12 protein-coding genes are annotated in these 17,739 nt (G+C 39.5%); 4 read left to right on the top strand and 8 right to left on the bottom strand.

The genetic code is table 11. The features are described from left to right. Nucleotides 1–118 precede the first annotated feature (118 nt). Together QGM71_RS11180 and QGM71_RS11175 are read right to left on the bottom strand one after the other, a co-directional pair. Complete coding sequence (locus QGM71_RS11180; RefSeq protein WP_327607629.1) at nucleotides 119–649, bottom strand: hypothetical protein; 531 nt, start codon at nucleotides 647–649, stop codon at nucleotides 119–121. 9 nt (nucleotides 650–658) lie between these two features. Next, a complete protein-coding gene (locus tag QGM71_RS11175; RefSeq protein WP_327607628.1) occupies nucleotides 659–1,834 on the bottom strand; it encodes a ParM/StbA family protein in 1,176 nt (391 codons plus the stop codon). Nucleotides 1,835–2,169: 335 nt separating this feature from the next. Between QGM71_RS11175 and QGM71_RS11170 the strand changes: the two genes are divergently transcribed. The 4 genes from QGM71_RS11170 to QGM71_RS11155 all read left to right on the top strand — a co-directional run bounded on the left by QGM71_RS11170 (nucleotide 2,170) and on the right by QGM71_RS11155 (nucleotide 6,705). After that, nucleotides 2,170–3,576, top strand: coding sequence for an alanine/glycine:cation symporter family protein (locus QGM71_RS11170; RefSeq protein ID WP_327607627.1), 1,407 nt, complete (start codon nucleotides 2,170–2,172; stop codon nucleotides 3,574–3,576). 487 nt (nucleotides 3,577–4,063) lie between these two features. Next, nucleotides 4,064–5,323, top strand: coding sequence for a GGDEF domain-containing protein (locus QGM71_RS11165; protein ID WP_327607626.1), 1,260 nt, complete (start codon nucleotides 4,064–4,066; stop codon nucleotides 5,321–5,323). A 17-nt stretch (nucleotides 5,324–5,340) separates the two neighbouring features. Beyond that, entirely contained in the window at nucleotides 5,341–5,715 is a 375-nt protein-coding gene (locus QGM71_RS11160) for a VOC family protein (RefSeq protein ID WP_327607625.1), read from the top strand. A gap of 72 nt (nucleotides 5,716–5,787) precedes the next feature. Continuing rightward, a complete protein-coding gene (locus tag QGM71_RS11155; protein WP_327607624.1) occupies nucleotides 5,788–6,705 on the top strand; it encodes an EamA family transporter in 918 nt (305 codons plus the stop codon). 19 nt (nucleotides 6,706–6,724) lie between these two features. On the opposite strand, the gene rlmN is transcribed toward QGM71_RS11155, so the two are convergent. From rlmN to QGM71_RS11125, 6 genes are all read right to left on the bottom strand, one after another. Continuing rightward, entirely contained in the window at nucleotides 6,725–7,795 is a 1,071-nt protein-coding gene (gene rlmN, locus QGM71_RS11150) for a 23S rRNA (adenine(2503)-C(2))-methyltransferase RlmN (protein WP_327607623.1), read from the bottom strand. A gap of 198 nt (nucleotides 7,796–7,993) precedes the next feature. After that, complete coding sequence (locus QGM71_RS11145) at nucleotides 7,994–8,371, bottom strand: PilZ domain-containing protein (RefSeq protein ID WP_327607622.1); 378 nt, start codon at nucleotides 8,369–8,371, stop codon at nucleotides 7,994–7,996. A gap of 112 nt (nucleotides 8,372–8,483) precedes the next feature. Further along, entirely contained in the window at nucleotides 8,484–9,971 is a 1,488-nt protein-coding gene (locus QGM71_RS11140; protein ID WP_327607621.1) for a glutamate synthase subunit beta, read from the bottom strand. Nucleotides 9,972–9,995: 24 nt separating this feature from the next. Then, entirely contained in the window at nucleotides 9,996–14,597 is a 4,602-nt protein-coding gene (gene gltB, locus QGM71_RS11135; RefSeq protein WP_327607620.1) for a glutamate synthase large subunit, read from the bottom strand. 334 nt (nucleotides 14,598–14,931) lie between these two features. After that, nucleotides 14,932–15,915: a metallophosphoesterase gene (locus tag QGM71_RS11130; protein ID WP_327607619.1), complete on the bottom strand. Its 984-nt coding sequence runs from the start codon at nucleotides 15,913–15,915 to the stop codon at nucleotides 14,932–14,934. Nucleotides 15,916–15,935: 20 nt separating this feature from the next. Then, complete coding sequence (locus tag QGM71_RS11125; RefSeq protein WP_327607618.1) at nucleotides 15,936–17,732, bottom strand: ABC transporter ATP-binding protein; 1,797 nt, start codon at nucleotides 17,730–17,732, stop codon at nucleotides 15,936–15,938. Nucleotides 17,733–17,739: the final 7 nt, after the last annotated feature.

The following is a 17,739-nucleotide window of genomic DNA, read 5'->3' as shown; positions in this document are numbered from 1 at the left end:
TTTCAGGCGGTCTATAAATCTTCGGAATCGCCCGCCTTTATACGTTATGCTGGTTTATTCTCACACAATAAAAGGCTGTTTCGTCAAAGTGACCACACCTCAGACGAAACAGCCTTTCTTATTTATTCATACTTGAGAAGAAGTCCTCCAATGGATCCTCTTCCTCTTGTTCTTCCTGCTCGACATATGGATCGATCTCCAACCCATCTATATCCACATCATTTAAATCTTCATCGCTTAACATGGCGGTATTAGTATTCTTTTCATCCTTAACATCGGCTTCCTGAAGATACAAAGCCTCGTTAATATTTGTGGAATTACTGGTTAGGGATGCCAAAAGTGTTGTTGCACGCATTGGATCGTTCAACAGCTGGTAAAGAATTGTGCCGATCAGTGCTTCAGAATGTTCATGTTTTAACCAGCTCTTTTGCTCTTTTGTCAGTTGTTTCGGAAGCGGAACCGTTATTGTCTCCCGCTCTTTAGTAAAGGTTTCGTTGACACCTTTTAAAACATACTGAGCAATTTCACTGGAAAAGTTACGGCGTTCTGTCTCCTTAAGCTTCTGTAATTGTTTCAAAAGATAATCAGGTGTATCAGATGGGACACGAAAGGTAATCGATTGTCCTCGCTCTATACTTTTCTTAGACATTATCTCACCCTATTTTTCTTTCGTAGTTGCTACTTCTTCTTTCGTGTTTTCAGCAGTTGTCTTCCTTACAAAATCTGTAATCAACTTATAATACGCATTAGCCATCATCCAGATACTTTCATTCTCGTCTTCAAAAAACTCAATATTATACCCATCCAGTTTGTTATTCAGTGCCTTAATATAATCTTTTAATACCGCTGAGCCACCGCCAACGAAATAACAGATTTCAGCCTGTGAGTTTTTTGACCACATATTTCTTAAAAACCGATATTCTTTCTTAGCAAGTTCTAAGAGGATATGATCTGTGATGTCATGCACATTCGTTCTGCTTCCTTTAACCATAATATGGTGCCGATCATTCTTTCTTGTTATGATATCGACAACATCACGGCGGCTATCAAGCTCAACACCATGTTTAGAACGTATTTCTTCACGGATCTCCTCCAGTGACTCCGAAACACCAAGATTGAAGCCCTGAGCTTTATCATCGTCAACATTACGGTTGCGAATAACCGCGATATCCGTTGATAAACCGCCAATGTCCTGTATTAAAATTTGCTTATCAATCAGTTCCTTATTAATTACTTTTAAGTCATTATCCATAATTAAGTTAACATATGCGGCAAATCCCTCTGGATATACTTTTACTTCATCAAATTTAATATTTACTTTCTTTCCTTGATGCTTTGGTGTAACAAGGAATTCTACCTGGTGTACAGAACCTAGTAGTTGTGATCTGTAACCAACATCCTTCCCTTCTTTCACTTCACGTAATGGCAGTCCGGTTCCAAGTGTGTAATTTGCATCAACCACATTATCTTTGGAAACCTTAAAATCTCTACTTTCAACTGCATCCAGCGCTATAGAAGCAAACAGCATAATAAGTGTTTGGTCCTCTTCTGACTTACTGCTGCCAGGATCCAGTTCTGTTGAATTGTTCGTTTTTGTTGCCAGATTTCCAACACGATAGACCAAATTGTTCTCTTTCAAAGCAGGAGAGTGTACACGAATATGAATGTTATCAAGCACATCCTTTTCGTCCAGTTCTTCAATCCCTATAACTGGTCGATCTTCCATGTCCTGCGCTATTACATTTGTTATGTAAAGCTCGTTTTCAAGCTTTCCAAAGTTCCCCTTTAATGCATCGTTACCTACATCTACTGCTGCGATTCTTGATTTTGTCATGATAGTATAAAACTCCTCTCGATAGTCAGGTACTGTACTAGGTTAATAGTTTTCCGGGAAATAATCAATCGGACTTTTTACGCATTCTTTTCCGTATACATGTACACATTTTGAAAACACCTACACACCAGCATGCAAACATAGTTGTATACTTGTATACATTTTTGTATTCTTTTTGTATTCATATTGTTTACATGTATACTTTTTTGTATATATCGTTTTTTCACAAACTTCCACCCTCTCTCCTTTCCAAAAAAACATTCAACGTTTAACAGAAAAGAAATCGGGAAGTTATTACTAATCAAAAAAGATATAGGATTTGGAGATGAACAGGTATGGCGTTAGTTGAATCAGTAATTGCCCACGCATCAGACTTCTTGTGGACATACATTTTATCTGTCATGTTAATAACAACGGGTGTTCTTTACACAGTAAGATTAAAGTTTTTCCAATTTACTCTGTTTGGCCATATACTTAAAAACACAATAGGCCAAGTCTTCAAGAGGAATAATGAAAAGGGAACGATTACTCCATTCCAAGCATTCACCTCTGCCCTCGCATCAACTGCTGGTGCAACAAATATAGTAGGTGTGCCTGTGGCGATCGCACTTGGAGGGCCTGGAGCTCTATTCTGGATGTGGGCTGTAGCGTTAATAGGAATGGCTACTAAGTACGGAGAGATTGTTCTGGGTATGAAGTATCGAGAGAAAAACGAAAATGGAGTTTGGGTAGGTGGACCGCAGTATTATATTAAAAAGGCATTAGGCTGGAATGTAGTGGCAACATTATTTGCAGTATTCCTGATGGTGGAGATCATTCCAAGCGTAATGGTACAATCCAATTCCATTACTACCCAGCTTCAAGGTGCCTTTAATTGGCCAGTAGAGTTAACTGGGTTACTAATAGCTGTAGCAATAGGGATCATTGTTTTTGGCGGAATTCAGCGTATAGCCAAAGTGACTGACAAGCTTGTTCCCTTTATGGTAATAAGTTATCTTCTGCTTGCCTTAATAGTTATAGCAGTAAATATAGACCAGGTACCACATGTGTTTAAGCTTATATTCACTCATGCATTTGCCCCGATTTCAGCAGCTGGTGGGTTTGCTGGCGCAGGGATTGCACAGGCAATTCGCTGGGGAGTAGCAAGAGGATTATACTCAAATGAAGCTGGAATGGGAACAGGTACAATTGCGCACGCGGCAGCACAAACAGATCATCCTTCCAAACAAGCATTTTGGGGAGTGTTCAGTGTGTTTGTTGACACAATTCTTATTTGTACTGTCTCCGGATTATTAGTTCTCGTTACCGGTGCATGGCAGGATGTTGAAGCAGCACAAGCATCAAGCATGATAAACATCGCGTTTGCAAATCTATATGGTGAGACATTCGGTGGAGCCTTCGTAGCAGTGTTTTTACTATTCTTTGTTGTCACTACCATAGGAATACTTATCTTTTTTGGGGAAAAACAAGCAGAGTATTTAGTCGGATTAAAGACAGCAAAGGGCATGCGTTTCGTTTATTTAGCAGCTATCTATATTGGTGCCATTGGTGGACTACAGCTTGTTTGGCAATTTCTGGATTTAATTCTAGCTTTTGTTGTGATCTGTAATGTTATCCCATTGATGTTTTTAAATAGAGAGGTTAAAGAAATTACAGAAGACTATAAATATCGAATTTATAAAGGTAATGGTGGCGAGCCTACTATTGAATTATTTGCAGAAAGTGAAACAACTAAGAAATAGATTGTAACGTTAGTATGTAAATAACAATCGGCCTATACTAAATGATAGTCACCCTATATCCTTGAAAACAAACTAAATTCGAATACCGTCTCAAAAAGAGCTTTCAGAACAATATCATCCAAAGGAGCTGCAACCTAATACAGTCGCAGTGGAGTACACGTTAACGCGGTATTCCCTGGTCATTCATAGACATGTTCCTTTCTTTAGGTACTTATTCTTAAATTCACCCAAAAAGAACTTTCAATGAGTACGTTTTTGTTTGTTAATACGTTCACTTAACCTTTAACCTATAATAATTTTAAATCAACCAGCCGCTGTTTCCCTCCGTATATGGCAGGGTTTCAGCAAATAATTAAGAAATCTTTCTCTTTATTTTTTAAAAATTAAAATTCTTCCTGCCTGTATACATTTTTTATGATATGATTATATAAAATTAGGGAAAAATGCCTATATGCATTTCAGATATGTGGGAAGGAGAACACTATTAATGCTTCGACTTAAGATCTTTATTATTTCTATATTTCTGATCTCTGTAATTGTCGCTGTCGCTTCCGGACCCATAATGGTAGATTTACCAGTATACATAAAAGCTCTACTCTTATTCTGGTTGTTCTCCACCTTATATACTCACTTAAACATTGTTGTTAAAAAAGGGAAAATAAAAATGGATTATGGCATTTCATATGGACTGGCTATGGGATTATTCGCCGGTCCTTTGGGATTATTACTCTTTGAAATAGTACAGCGCTTTATTGTTTATTTTAATCGGAAAATGACAAAAACAGCTGATCCCGATGAATTCTTACACGTATTCTACAACATTGGCGCCTTCACACTAAATAACTCTATCGCCTATTATGTATTTACAGCTTTATATCCTACTTTCTCACAGATCCCCTTTGGTTTCTGGTTTTTAATCGTGTTACTCATTATTATCGTATCCCTTTTATCCGACACCTATCTTATAATTATATTGTCCATTACTGGTGACATTAAGAACAGGAAGGATGCTATTGATTTCGTCAAGAGCAGAAGTGTTCTGGATATGGGAAAAACAGCATTTTCCAATGGCTTATTATTTATATTTCTATTGGAGCAACGCTGGGAAATGCTGCTCGGATTATTCATATTAAACTATATTGTAAGCCGCTCATTCCTTGAAAAATCACAAAGTATTCAAAACAAAATTGAAAGGGACAAATTTAAACAAATGGCATATACCGACTTTCTAACTGAGGTTTACAATAGAGCATTTATGGATAAAAAGATGAGTGAACTGAATCATTCTGGAGAACAAATTGGTATTATCGTTGCTGATATTGATACATTTAAGAAGATTAATGATAACTATAATCACGCTGTAGGAGACAGGGTTATCCAACACTTTGCGTCTATTTTACAAAGTTTTTTAAGTGAGGATGACTGTTTATTCCGAAGTGGAGGAGAAGAATTCACTATTTTTCTGAGGAATAGAGATTTTAAAGCGTGTGTAGACTTGGTAGATACAATTCAAAAAGGGGTAGAAAACAGTCCAGCTAGTGCAGAGTATAAAAACGAGGCTATCAGTATCCCGTATACGTCTTCATTTGGACTATATTTCTATAAAACCAACGAACATCTTGAAATTAAAAAAGCTTATGTCTATGCAGACGATTTATTGCTGCAATCCAAGGATCAGGGGAAGAATAGAATCTCTGTTAAAAATGGCCTGGCAGACTTGCCATTATCTATTCGATATACAAATTAATTGGAGGATGTTAAAAAATGAACATTCAAAAGATCGGACAAATTGGAGTTCCTGTAAAGGATGTTGAACGTGCTATTCACTTTTACCGAGACTTATTGGGATTAAAGTTACTTTTTAATACGGATAATATGGCGTTTTTCCAATGTAATGATATACGCCTTCTACTCAGCTTGCCCGAAAAAGAGGAATTTGCCAAAACCAGTTCTGTGATCTATTTTCAGGTAGATAATATAGAGGAAAGCTATGATGACCTGAATCAAAAAGGAGTTCCTTTTACAGGTGAACCGCACAGGATAGCTAAAATAAAAGAGACCGAAACGTGGATGGCCTTTTTTAAGGACTCTGAGGACAACACACTTGCACTAATGAGTGAAGTCACAGATCAAGATTAAATGGCGTGTTTTACGCCATGGTTCATAACAGATATGATATGATTGTCTTGTTTTGATTGAGGAGGCAATGATATGGGCAAACACAAAGGAATTCTATTTGTTTTAATTGGAGCGGCCAGCTTTGGCTTTACTCCGATTTTCGCGAAGCTGGGGTTCAGTCACGGATACTCACTTGGGCAATTAAATATTGTCCAGATGATTATATCCTGCTTTTTTTTGTGGGGAATCACCCTCTCCAAACGTACTAGCTTCAAGGGTTTAACTCAAAAGAATGTTATTCAGATTTTGATAACAGGGACAATGGTTGGTCTGACAAGTATATTTTATTATGGATCTATCCAGTATTTACCTGCTTCACTTGCAATTATTTTGTTATTCCAATTTGTGTGGATTGGCATCATTTTTGAATGGTTATTCAGCAAGGTAAAGCCTACCATTGTAACATTGGTTGTAATTGTAATTATATTAACAGGCGTATTTTTTGCATCCAATATTATCGGTGGAACAATTAGGGACCTGCCTTTAGTTGGATTTGTGTTTGGAGTACTTGCTGCTTTTACGTATGCTTGTTTTATTTTTTTCAGTGGTAAAGTGGCGACTACTGTTAATCCATGGGTACGAAGCTCCCTTATGGTATCAGGGTCAGTTGTACTGGTATTTTTGATCTTCATAAAAGATGTTCCATCCGTCATAACCACATTTGATGGAAAGCTTTGGCTTATAGCGGCAGGCGTAGGATTGTTTGGGGCAGTGCTTCCACCATTATTCTTCGCACTCGGAGCGTACCTTATCTCAGGTGGACTAGCTAATATACTAAGCTCCATAGAACTGCCAATAGCTATTATTTCTGCTAGTATAATCCTTTCTGAAACCATCACACCACTGCAATGGTTAGGGACAATCCTAATTATTTTAGCGATTATCCTTAATGAACTAGGCAGTATTCAGCTAAAGAGGAAATACGACAGTAAAAAGCCGCACCAGGTATAGCCTGATGCGGCTTCACTATTTATACTGCACTTTTCTTTTTCTTTATTTGTTTACTGCGGAGCTGGCCACAGGCAGCATCAATATCTGCTCCATTTTCCCAACGTACACCACAATTAATACCTTTTCCCTTCAGTGTTTCAAAAAAAGCCTGGATATCTTCAGATTCACTGCGTTGATATTGATTGTGTTCATCCACGGAATTATATGGAATTAAATTCACATAGGCTAAGTGACGATGATCCTTCAAAAGATCCGCAAGCTTGAGCGCCTCTTCCTTATGATCGTTTACATCGCGCAGCATAATATACTCGTACGTAATTCTGCGATTGGTTTTTTCTAAATAATAATCGACCGAATCCATCAGTTTTTCGATAGGAAAAGCTTTATTAATTTTCATTATACGTGTTCGGAGTTCATTTGTTGGTGCATGAATGGATATGGCCAAGTTCACCTGAATACCTGTATCTGCAAATTCTTTAATCTTATGAGCAAGCCCACTTGTAGAAACAGTAATATGCCTTGCTCCAATATTAAGGCCTTTATCATCGTTTACCACATATAAGAAATCCATAAGATTTGTAAAGTTATCAAACGGTTCGCCAATTCCCATTACAACAATATGACTTACTCGTTCATCTTTTCCTAGTTGGTCAAGGTGCTTTTGAACATTCATGATCTGCTCTACAATTTCACCGCTGGTTAGGTCGCGACTCTTTTTCAATAAACCACTCGCACAAAATGTGCAGCCAATATTACAACCGACCTGTGTAGTAACACAAACAGATAAACCATAATTAAAACGCATTAACACCGTCTCGATCAGGTTTCCATCATCTAATTTGAAAAGATATTTAATCGTACCATCCTTGGATTCCTGTTTTATTTCTTCGTCCAGTGTATGAAGTACAAAGTTTTCCTCCAATAAAGCAATTGTCTGCTTGTTTACGTTTTTCATCTCTGAAAACAATGAAATACGTTTTTTATACAGCCAGTTCCACACTTGATCTACACGAAAACGCTGCTGCCCATGGTCCATGAGCCAGTCTGTTAATTGGTCATATGTCAGTCCATAAATGGATTTTTTATTCATTGTGAGTACCCTCATTTCTAAAAACGCTGTTTAAAGCGTTCATTTAGGCCAAAGCCCTATTTTTATGCTAGTGCAATTAATTATCTTACTATACTACTGAAAATTTAGCAATGTAGCAAATGGTTTATTTTGGAGTTGGCTGCTTTGAGGTTATGGCAAATGGTTTTCTTTGAAGATTGGTGTTTATACGGTAACTAATCATTTATTATCATTTTCGATATGCATTGCATTTTTAGTATAAAGCTTTAACTGTTCTATTAATTGTTTTTCGTCAATATCTTCCGTGAAAAAATCAATCCCATATTCATTCTTATAATTTTTCCAGACGATTCCTCCAGCCTGAATCAATTCTTTATCACTTAATTCAAAGCGCAATACAATATCCACAGTATTTTCCTTTGTGAATGGTATGTTTAAGTCTGTATGTATCCTGGCACCACTTGGGCTGATATCTATAATTACTGCTTCCCCTTCAGCTGTGGAAACACCTCTTCCTCCTATATTAGATATCCTGAAGTACGCAGGCACAGGCTGTCCGAATGTATAGCGAAACGGTTCTTCTCTATTATACCTCATGAAAAACTCCCCCTATCCATACCGATAGTTTAACTCTACCTGAATTATAGCATTTTAGTTACTTGAATGCAGTAGAACCTATGGCTCATAACTGAGCCATAGGTTCTTCCTTTTAAGGCAGAAACGTTTCTCCCATCAAATAACGATCACATTCACGGGCAACCTCCCTTCCTTCGTTAATTGCCCAGACGATTAAACTTTGCCCCCTACGCATGTCTCCTGCTGCAAATATACCGGCTGCATTAGTAGTATATTTTCCGTAGGTAGCTTTTACAGTGGAATCATGATTTGTTTCCACCTTGAGCTGATTGATAAGTTCTTGCTCTGGACCATTGAAACCAATGGCGATCAGCACAAGGTCAGCAGGCCATATTTTTTCTGTTCCTGGGATTTCGTCTCTTACCTTGTTCCCATCTTCATCAAATCGCAATTTTACATTAACCGTATGCACTTCTTTAACATTCCCGTTGGCATCACCTGTAAATTTTTTGGTCATAACTGCATAGGCACGCGGATCTTCTCCCAATCGGCTGGCTGCCTCTTTATGCCCATACTCCACACGGTGAATCGTCGGATACTGTGGCCATGGATTTGTATCCACATCGCGCACCAGCCCTTTTTTATCATAAATATCAAATTGAGTCAGACTCTTGCAGTTATGGCGAACAGCTGTGGCAAGGCAGTCTGTTCCTGTATCCCCACCACCGATAACAACTACATTCTTGTCCTTCGCCGAGATAAAATTGCCGTCTTCCAGGTTGGAATCCAGTAAACTCTTTGTATTCAAATGTAGGAAGTCCATGGCACGGTGAACACCTTTTAATTTACTACCTTCTACTTGAATATTACGATGAACAGTCGCCCCACCACATAATACAGTTGCATCGAATTCATCTTTTAGTTGAGAAACAGTTACATCTTTTCCAACCTCTGTGTCCGTCAAAAATGTAATTCCCTCTTGTTTTAAAATAGCCACACGTCGTTCAACGACTTCATAAGATAATTTCATTTCAGGAATACCATATGTCAACAAGCCGCCCACACGATCGTTTTTTTCAAACACAGTAACTGTATGGCCAGCTTTATTCAATTGAGCAGCTGCTGCAAGCCCAGCTGGTCCTGAACCGACAATTGCCACACTTTTCCCTGTACGTTTTTCAGGTGGAGCGGGGACTACCCAGCCTTCCTCAAATCCCTTTTCTATGATTGCTCGCTCTATAGTACGAATCGCTACGGGGGGCTCATTAATACCAAGTACACATGCACCTTCACAAGGTGCCGGGCAAGCGATTCCAGTGAACTCAGGAAAATTATTCATCTCCTGTTCCCGGTATAGAGCCTCTTTCCATTTCCCTTCGTATACAAGCTGGTTCCATTCTGGGATTAGATGATAAACAGGGCAACCAGTCGTTACTCCATTGATTTCCATACCTGAGTGACAGGTCGGGACACCACAATCCATGCAGCGTGCACCTTGTGTTTGGATTTCTTCTTCAGTCAAAGGTTTCGTATAGTCGTTCCAGTCTTTTATTCTAGCTGCCGGATCCCGTTCTCGCTGTGATTGACGTTTATATTCCATAAATCCAGTCTGTTTTTCCATCAAAGGCCCCCTTATTCAAAGTTACTACTGTAAAATACTTACTTCTTCGTTTTTGGTTTTATTCTTGCTCTCTTCGAACGCTATCATTTCAGCATCAAATTTGCTTAAGCCACTCTCTTTAAGAAATTGAATGCGATCCTGAATTTTGATATAAGCGATTGGTATTACGCGAACAATTTGATCCGCATACTTACCCCAGTATGTTAATATCCGTTCGGCATGTGTGCTATTTGTATAGTGAATATGCTTTTGAATTAATTTATATACGTTATCTAATTCTGCCTGGTTCGTTACTCTATCTACATGCACGAGTTCTTTATTTACGTTTTTCCTGAACTTACTATCTTCATCGAACACATAGGCGGTACCCCCGGACATACCTGCAGCAAAGTTTCGGCCAGTTTCTCCCAAGACCACTACTGTTCCGCCTGTCATATATTCACATGCGTGATCGCCAACTCCTTCTACTACAATTGTTGCCCCACTGTTTCTGACGGCAAATCGCTCTCCTGCTAATCCGCGAATGTATGCTTCTCCCCTAGTCGCTCCATAAAAAGCAACGTTTCCTATAATCGTATTTTTCTCAGGCTGGAAGGTTACAATTGGATCAGGGTGAACAATAATTTTCCCTCCTGATAATCCCTTGCCAACAAAATCATTCGCATCACCAATTAGGCGAAGCGTCATACCCGGTGGGATAAAGGCACCAAAACTCTGACCGGCTGACCCGTGAAAAGTTAGTTCAATTGTATCTTCAGGTAATCCTTTTTCCCCGTACCGTTTAGTAATTTCACTTCCGAGCAACGTGCCTGTTACACGATTTATATTTCGAATAGCGGTCGTAAACGTAACAGGTTCTTGTTCATCAAGCGCACGCTGGCAAATCGGTATAAGCTCTTGGTAATCCAGGGTTTTTTCTATGCCATGCTCTTGTTTTCTGGATGCATAGCGCCCTGTTTCAGCAGGCACATCAGGCTGATGCAGTAATGAAGATAAGTCAATTCCTTTTACTTTCCAGTGGTCAATTGCTTTATTTGTCTCCAATACATCTGTCCTGCCAATCATTTCTTTTATGGTTCGAAAACCTAATTCTGCCATCAATTCGCGTGCTTCCTGAGCAATAAAGCGCATGAAGTTCGCAACATGCTCTGCATCCCCGTTGAATTTTTTGCGTAATTCAGGGTTTTGCGTAGCGATACCTACCGGACACGTATCCAGATGGCAAACACGCATCATTACACAACCCAGAACAACAAGTGGGGCCGTTGAGAAACCATACTCCTCGGCTCCGAGCAATGCCGCCTGTACGACATCTCTTCCGGACATCATCTTTCCATCCGTTTCCACAATTATACGATCACGTAATCCATTTAAAAGAAGCGTTTGATGTGTTTCTGCAAGTCCAATCTCCCATGGCAAGCCTGTATGTTTCAGGCTTGTTCGTGGTGCAGCCCCAGTTCCACCGTCATAACCGCTTATTAACACGAGATCCGCCCGACCTTTCGCAACCCCTGCTGCAATCGTACCTACACCAACAGCAGATACGAGCTTAACACTAATACGAGCCCTGGGATTCGTGTTCTTCAAGTTATAAATCAATTCAGCCAGATCTTCAATAGAGTAAATATCATGATGAGGAGGCGGTGAAATTAACTCAACACCTGGGGTAGAACCCCGAACTTCAGCAACCCACGGATAAACCTTCTTTCCAGGTAAGTGGCCACCTTCCCCTGGCTTTGCTCCTTGAGCAATTTTAATCTGTATTTCGTCTGCGTTTACAAGATAGTCACTTGTTACACCAAATCGCCCGGATGCAACCTGCTTGATCGCACTGCGCCTTGAATCCCCGTTTTCGTCGGGAGTATAACGTTCGGATGACTCTCCACCCTCTCCAGTATTGCTTTGTCCACCAATACGGTTCATGGCAATGGCCAGTGCCTCATGGGCCTCCTGACTGATCGAACCAAAGGACATGGCCCCCGTTTTAAATCGGGAACATATTTCCTCAATTGACTCGACCTCTTCGAGTGGAACAGGCTCTCGCTTTTTAAAGGACAGGAGTCCCCGCAATGATTGGAGATTGTTTTTTTCATCAGTTAATAAGCTGGTATATTGTTTGAATAGATGATAATCATTTGTTCTGCAAGCGTGCTGTAACGTATAAATTGTTTTAGGGTTATACTGATGATCCTCCCCATTTTCCCGGTACTGGAATTCATCCCCGGTCTCAAGTGTATTATTGCCTCCCCTGTTTTCCGCAAAGGCACGTTGATGGCGCAATAATACCTCTTTTTGGATCATATCAATTCCTATTCCACCTAACCGGGAAGCTGTTCCGGTAAAATACTTGTCAATGACATCTGCGTGGATGCCGACCGCCTCAAATATCTGTGCTCCCAGATAACTCTGTATTGTTGATATTCCCATTTTCGATAAAATCTTAATGATCCCATCCGTGACTGATTGAACATATTGATCAATTGCCTGTTCAACTGTACAGCCTTGTATTTCCGTGCTTTCAACCAAATCAGTTACTGTATCAAAAGCCAAGTATGGATTGATTCCTTGTGCACCATAGCCTAACAGACTGGCAAAATGGTGTACTTCTCTTGGCTCGCCTGATTCAATCAAAAGACTAACCTGTGTACGAACACCTTTTCGAATCAAGTGATGATGCAGCCCTGCTACAGCCAGCAGAGCAGGAAGAGCAGCTCGATCTTTCGTCACCCCACGATCCGATAAGATCAATAAGGCTGCACCGTTCTTCATCGCCTTATCTGCTTTATCGAAAATTTCTTCAAGAGCAGATTCCATATGGTTTCCCTCTTCTCCTGCATTAAATAACGTGGAAAGAGTTACCGCTGTAAAGCCGTCCAGGGTCTGTAAGCGAACCTTTTCCAACTCCGCATTCGTTACTATAGGAGTCTCAAGCCGGATGTGTCTGCAACTTAACGGCGTCGGTTGCACTAAGTTTCCTTCTTTTCCAATAGTGGTGCTCGCCATCGTTACTATCTGCTCACGTATTGCATCAATCGGCGGGTTCGTCACCTGCGCAAAAAGCTGCTTAAAGTAATTATAGAGAAGCTGTGGTTTTTTCGATAACACAGCTAACGGCGAGTCATAACCCATGGAGCCAATTGGATCTTTTCTATCCGTAATAAGTGGTTTAATAATTTTATTGAGTTCTTCTCTCGTATATCCAAAGGCAAGCTGTTGATTCAGCAAATTCATTCCTTTTAGATTTTCCACCGTCAATGGGACATCAGGCAATTCGTCAACCTTTATCAGATTGGTAAGCCACTTTTTATAGGGCTCCTCTGCTGCAATTTGAAGTTTAATAGCTTCATCCGGAATGATAATGCCCTTGTCCAGATCAACAAGAAGCATCTTACCTGGCTTCAAACGATCTTTGTAAATAATATCATCTGCAAAGATGTCTAGAGCACCGACCTCTGAACCAAGCACGATCATGCCATCCTTCGTAACATAATATCTCGCTGGTCTGAGACCATTGCGATCGAGACATGCCCCGATTTGTCTTCCATCAGTGAACACTAGCGCAGCAGGTCCATCCCACGGCTCCATTAACGTACTGTGGTATTCATAGAAGTCCCGTTTCTCATCCTTTATCGTTGCATCGTTAGCCCACGGTTCAGGAATCATCATCATTGCAGTGTGTGCCAATGATCTACCGGAAAGATGCAGAAATTCAAAGGTATTGTCAAATATAGAAGAATCGCTTCCATCATCATCCATAATCGGAAGTAACTTTTCTAATTCACTTTCATCAAAGTAATCAGAGGAACACATTTTTTCGCGGGCTTTCATCCAATTTACATTACCACGCAATGTATTAAACTCCCCATTGTGAATCGTATAGCGATTAGGATGCGATCGCTTCCAGCTTGGAAATGTATTTGTACTAAAGCGCGAATGTACGAGAGCAAGTGCAGATTTAAAATCTGGATGATTCAAGTCGATGTAGAAAGAATCCAGTTGTTCAGGAACCAGCATTCCCTTATAAACAATGGTGCGGGTGGACAAGCTGCTGATATAAACATCATCATATTCAGCTTTATTGCCTATTACTTTTTCTATGCGCTTTCGGATAACATACAGTTTCCGTTCAAATGCCATCTGATCGTTAAGGTCAGCTGACTTCTGAATAAAAACCTGTCGAATCACTGGCTTGCTCACTGCTGCAACTTTCCCAATAAATGAATCATTAATTGGTACAGGGCGCCACCCAAGAAAAGTCTGCCCTTCTTCTTCAATAATTGTTTCAAAAATACGTTTGCTTGTTAAACGTGTCTGGTGATCTTGGGAAAGAAACACCATACCAACACCATACTCTCCTTCACGTGGGAGTTGAATATTTTCCTTTGCACATTGCTTTTGGAAAAAACGATCCGGAATCTGAGTCAAGATCCCAGCACCATCTCCGGTACTAGTATCTGCTGACTGACCTCCACGATGTTCCATGTTACACAGAATATTCACCGCATTTTGTACAATATTATGTGTTTTCCTGCCATTAATGTTTGCAATCATCCCAATCCCACATGCTTCATGTTCGTAATCGGGACGATATAATCCCTGTGCTACAGGGTACCCGTTTCTTTTCATCACAACAGCTCCTTATTAAATTAAATTTTTAAAAAATTCTTTTACATATGCCACACGATTAATACTTAAAAAAGTGTAGTAGAAATATTATATCATAATATTCCGTTTAACATAAAATTCAGATAAATAATTTGCAACTATTCAATGAAAAATAAGTGGAATGAAAACGGTGTCATTCGTTGTTTATACAAACAGGCTGATACAGCGTCAGGAAAGGATATACAAGGGATTTTCCGGGGATTTTATTGCTTTGTTTAAAAAAATATAAATTTTTTATATAAATCAGGGGAAATTGGTCTTCATATGAGATCATTTTCCACATTTCGAGCTTCTTTTATTTCCTGATTAATTTCAAAACATTTATCTCGGGTGGGTTAAACAGGCGAAACTTAAGCAAGGGGATAGCATCACTACTTCCTAAACCAGCACTTACATACTGTTGCGTATCCTTGTATTCCCACAATCCTTTCACACGGTCAGTTGGTGGAAAGAAGCTGTTTGGTTCATACCAGGCTTCAGGAACAAATAGCGCCCCCAGGAAAGGAATACGAAATTGCCCGCCATGGTAATGCCCTGCCATAATCAGGTCATAGTCCCGCCATACTCTATTTGGATCCTTCATTATAAACTCGATTCGATTATCCACTATAGGATAATGATTTAGCGCAATTACTATATCGGAATTGTTAAATTCATTTAGCACCGTGAGTTCTTCCCATAACTGCTGCTGGTACTTTCGATAACTGGCATCAGATGAGTATGGTGGCTTAACTATTCCAGTATTTTTCCCTACAAATTTCTCGTCCTTTGCGATGGATAATTCAAAGTCAACAAAATGAAGATTCGCACTGTCTATACTGACTGTCTCAATTGATTCAAGGAAGGTTACCCCCCTATCTTCCAAACCATTAATAAACTCACTTTTTCCAAAAACTGGTTCTGTGTTGTAACTATAAGGATCCGCATTACCTGGAACATACAATATATGCTCTTTATTATCTATTCCGTCAAGTACCGAATAAAAAGAAGTGAAATTTGAGCTTTGCGTGTCATCCAGCATATCCCCGGTAAAAACCAGTACGTCATATTCAATAGCATTGATGGCTTTCACTAGTTTTCTTTGATCTTTGCCAAATTGTTTTTCATGTAAATCTGTAACTTGGAGAATTTGAAACTCTTCAAATTGTTGCGGGAGGTCTTCGATGGCTATGTCCTGCTCCACTATTTTTATCCGATTATTATCCCAAAACGTATAGACGACTATTACAACCAGTATGATAAGTAATCCAGACAGAATCCTGCCCCCTTTTATTCTCATTGTTAACCGCTCTCCAATCCTTATAGTGTTGCTTCCAATTGGTTTTTTAATAGATGACTAAACGTACTTCTTTTTTCTTTAGCCAATTGAGAAAAACCACCTTTTTGAATAACCTCCCCTTCATCCAACACGACAACCTGATCAGCATTGCGAATCGTGGATAGGCGGTGCGCAATAACAATGATAGTCATTTTCCCTTTTAAACTATCTAATGCTTCTTGAATTTTTGTCTCATTTTCTGTATCCAGTGCACTTGTTGCTTCATCCAATACGAGAACGGAAGGTTTTCTTAAAATAGCCCTCGCCAAAACCAAGCGTTGCCTTTCTCCCCCAGATAACTTTATCCCTCTGTCCCCAATTAGCGAATCAAGCCCTTCAGTGAGCTTAGTTACAAATTCTGCGGCTGAAGAGAACGTTAATGCTTCCCACATTTCCTGTTCACTCGCATTCGGTTTTACTAATAACAGGTTTTCTCTAATACTCGCATTAAATAAGAAGGGGTCCTGTGGAACATAACTAATCGAGTGTCTCCATGCGAGTAGGTTTTCATCCGATAAAGGTATTCCATCAATCAATACCTCACCTTTTTCCGGTTGATTCAGACCCATAATTAAATCTATCAATGTGCTTTTACCAGCTCCGGACCTCCCTACAAACGCTGTCATCTGGTCAGAAGGTATTACCAGATTAATAGCCTGCAGGGCATAGTTTGGTTCACTTTTATTATATCGAAAGGAAACATGATCACAGCTAATATTATCTGTAACACCAAGCGGAGATACCTCCTGATTCAATCCCATTTCAAGTTCCCTGGCAACGCTGCATTCATGCTGTAGAGCCTTCACCGATTTAAAGGCGGGAATTGTCGCTGCAATTTGCTCCATGGATGCTTGGATTCCAGCTACTCTCGGCCATAGTCTCGAAAAGATTATTATTACTAACATCAGCTGAGCTGCTTGTGCATTAAACATAGTCACAGCGATATAAATAAACGCTGCAATAAGTACCGCAGATGCAACTTTATAATATAACTGAGATGTTGATTTCAATCTTGTGTATTCTACTTGTTCATTTTGCATTTGATTGGTTATCGATTCATACCATTCCAATCTGGTAGATTCCAGTGTATTACTCTTTATATCCTTGATCCCATTAACCTGGTCGGTAATCCCGGCCATATAGCTCCTGCCTAATTCATAATTTCGTTGGCCCAACGATAGCGATCTCTTAAGGAATTTGCGATTAAAATAGATTAGTATTAAACCGCATAACAGCACAAAGATCGTTATACTGGGGGATAACCAAAAAGCAAGACCAATTTGTATAAATGTAAAAACAAGCGAGGCAGCAAATTGCAGAAACGAATGGGTACCCGCACTAGCTCTTGCTATTTCAGCTGTTAAAATATTTATAAGATCTGATTTCCGCTGCTTGATAAAGAAATCCCAGTTTGCATAAAGTAAGGAACCATACGTCTCTAAACGCATATGTCTTAAAAAGCCATGCTGAATGACGGCATTCTTAACCGTCAGTTGCCGATTAACAATATTTTGTCCAACAACCACCATAACAAATAGTCCTAAGATCAACGGCAGACCCATCGATAACGGAATATTATCAAGGAATCCAAAAACACTTAAAAGTGGTATTTCCTCCACTCCCATATCAACAATCCCGCTCATACTAATTAAAGGTATTAATAATACAATTCCGATTCCTTCCATTAATCCAATGGCAATCATAGCAAAAAGGTTAATATAGAGAATCTTTCCGGAATATGCATGGATTTGCTTTAAGAAATAAAAAATGTGCTTCATTCTTCTA

Origin of the sequence: Virgibacillus tibetensis (assembly GCF_036026595.1) — a bacterium.
Classification (GTDB): domain Bacteria; phylum Bacillota; class Bacilli; order Bacillales; family Amphibacillaceae; genus Virgibacillus_P; species Virgibacillus_P tibetensis.
The sequence above is the reverse complement of the archived record's forward strand: the minus strand, read 5'-3'. Positions and strand labels throughout refer to the sequence as shown.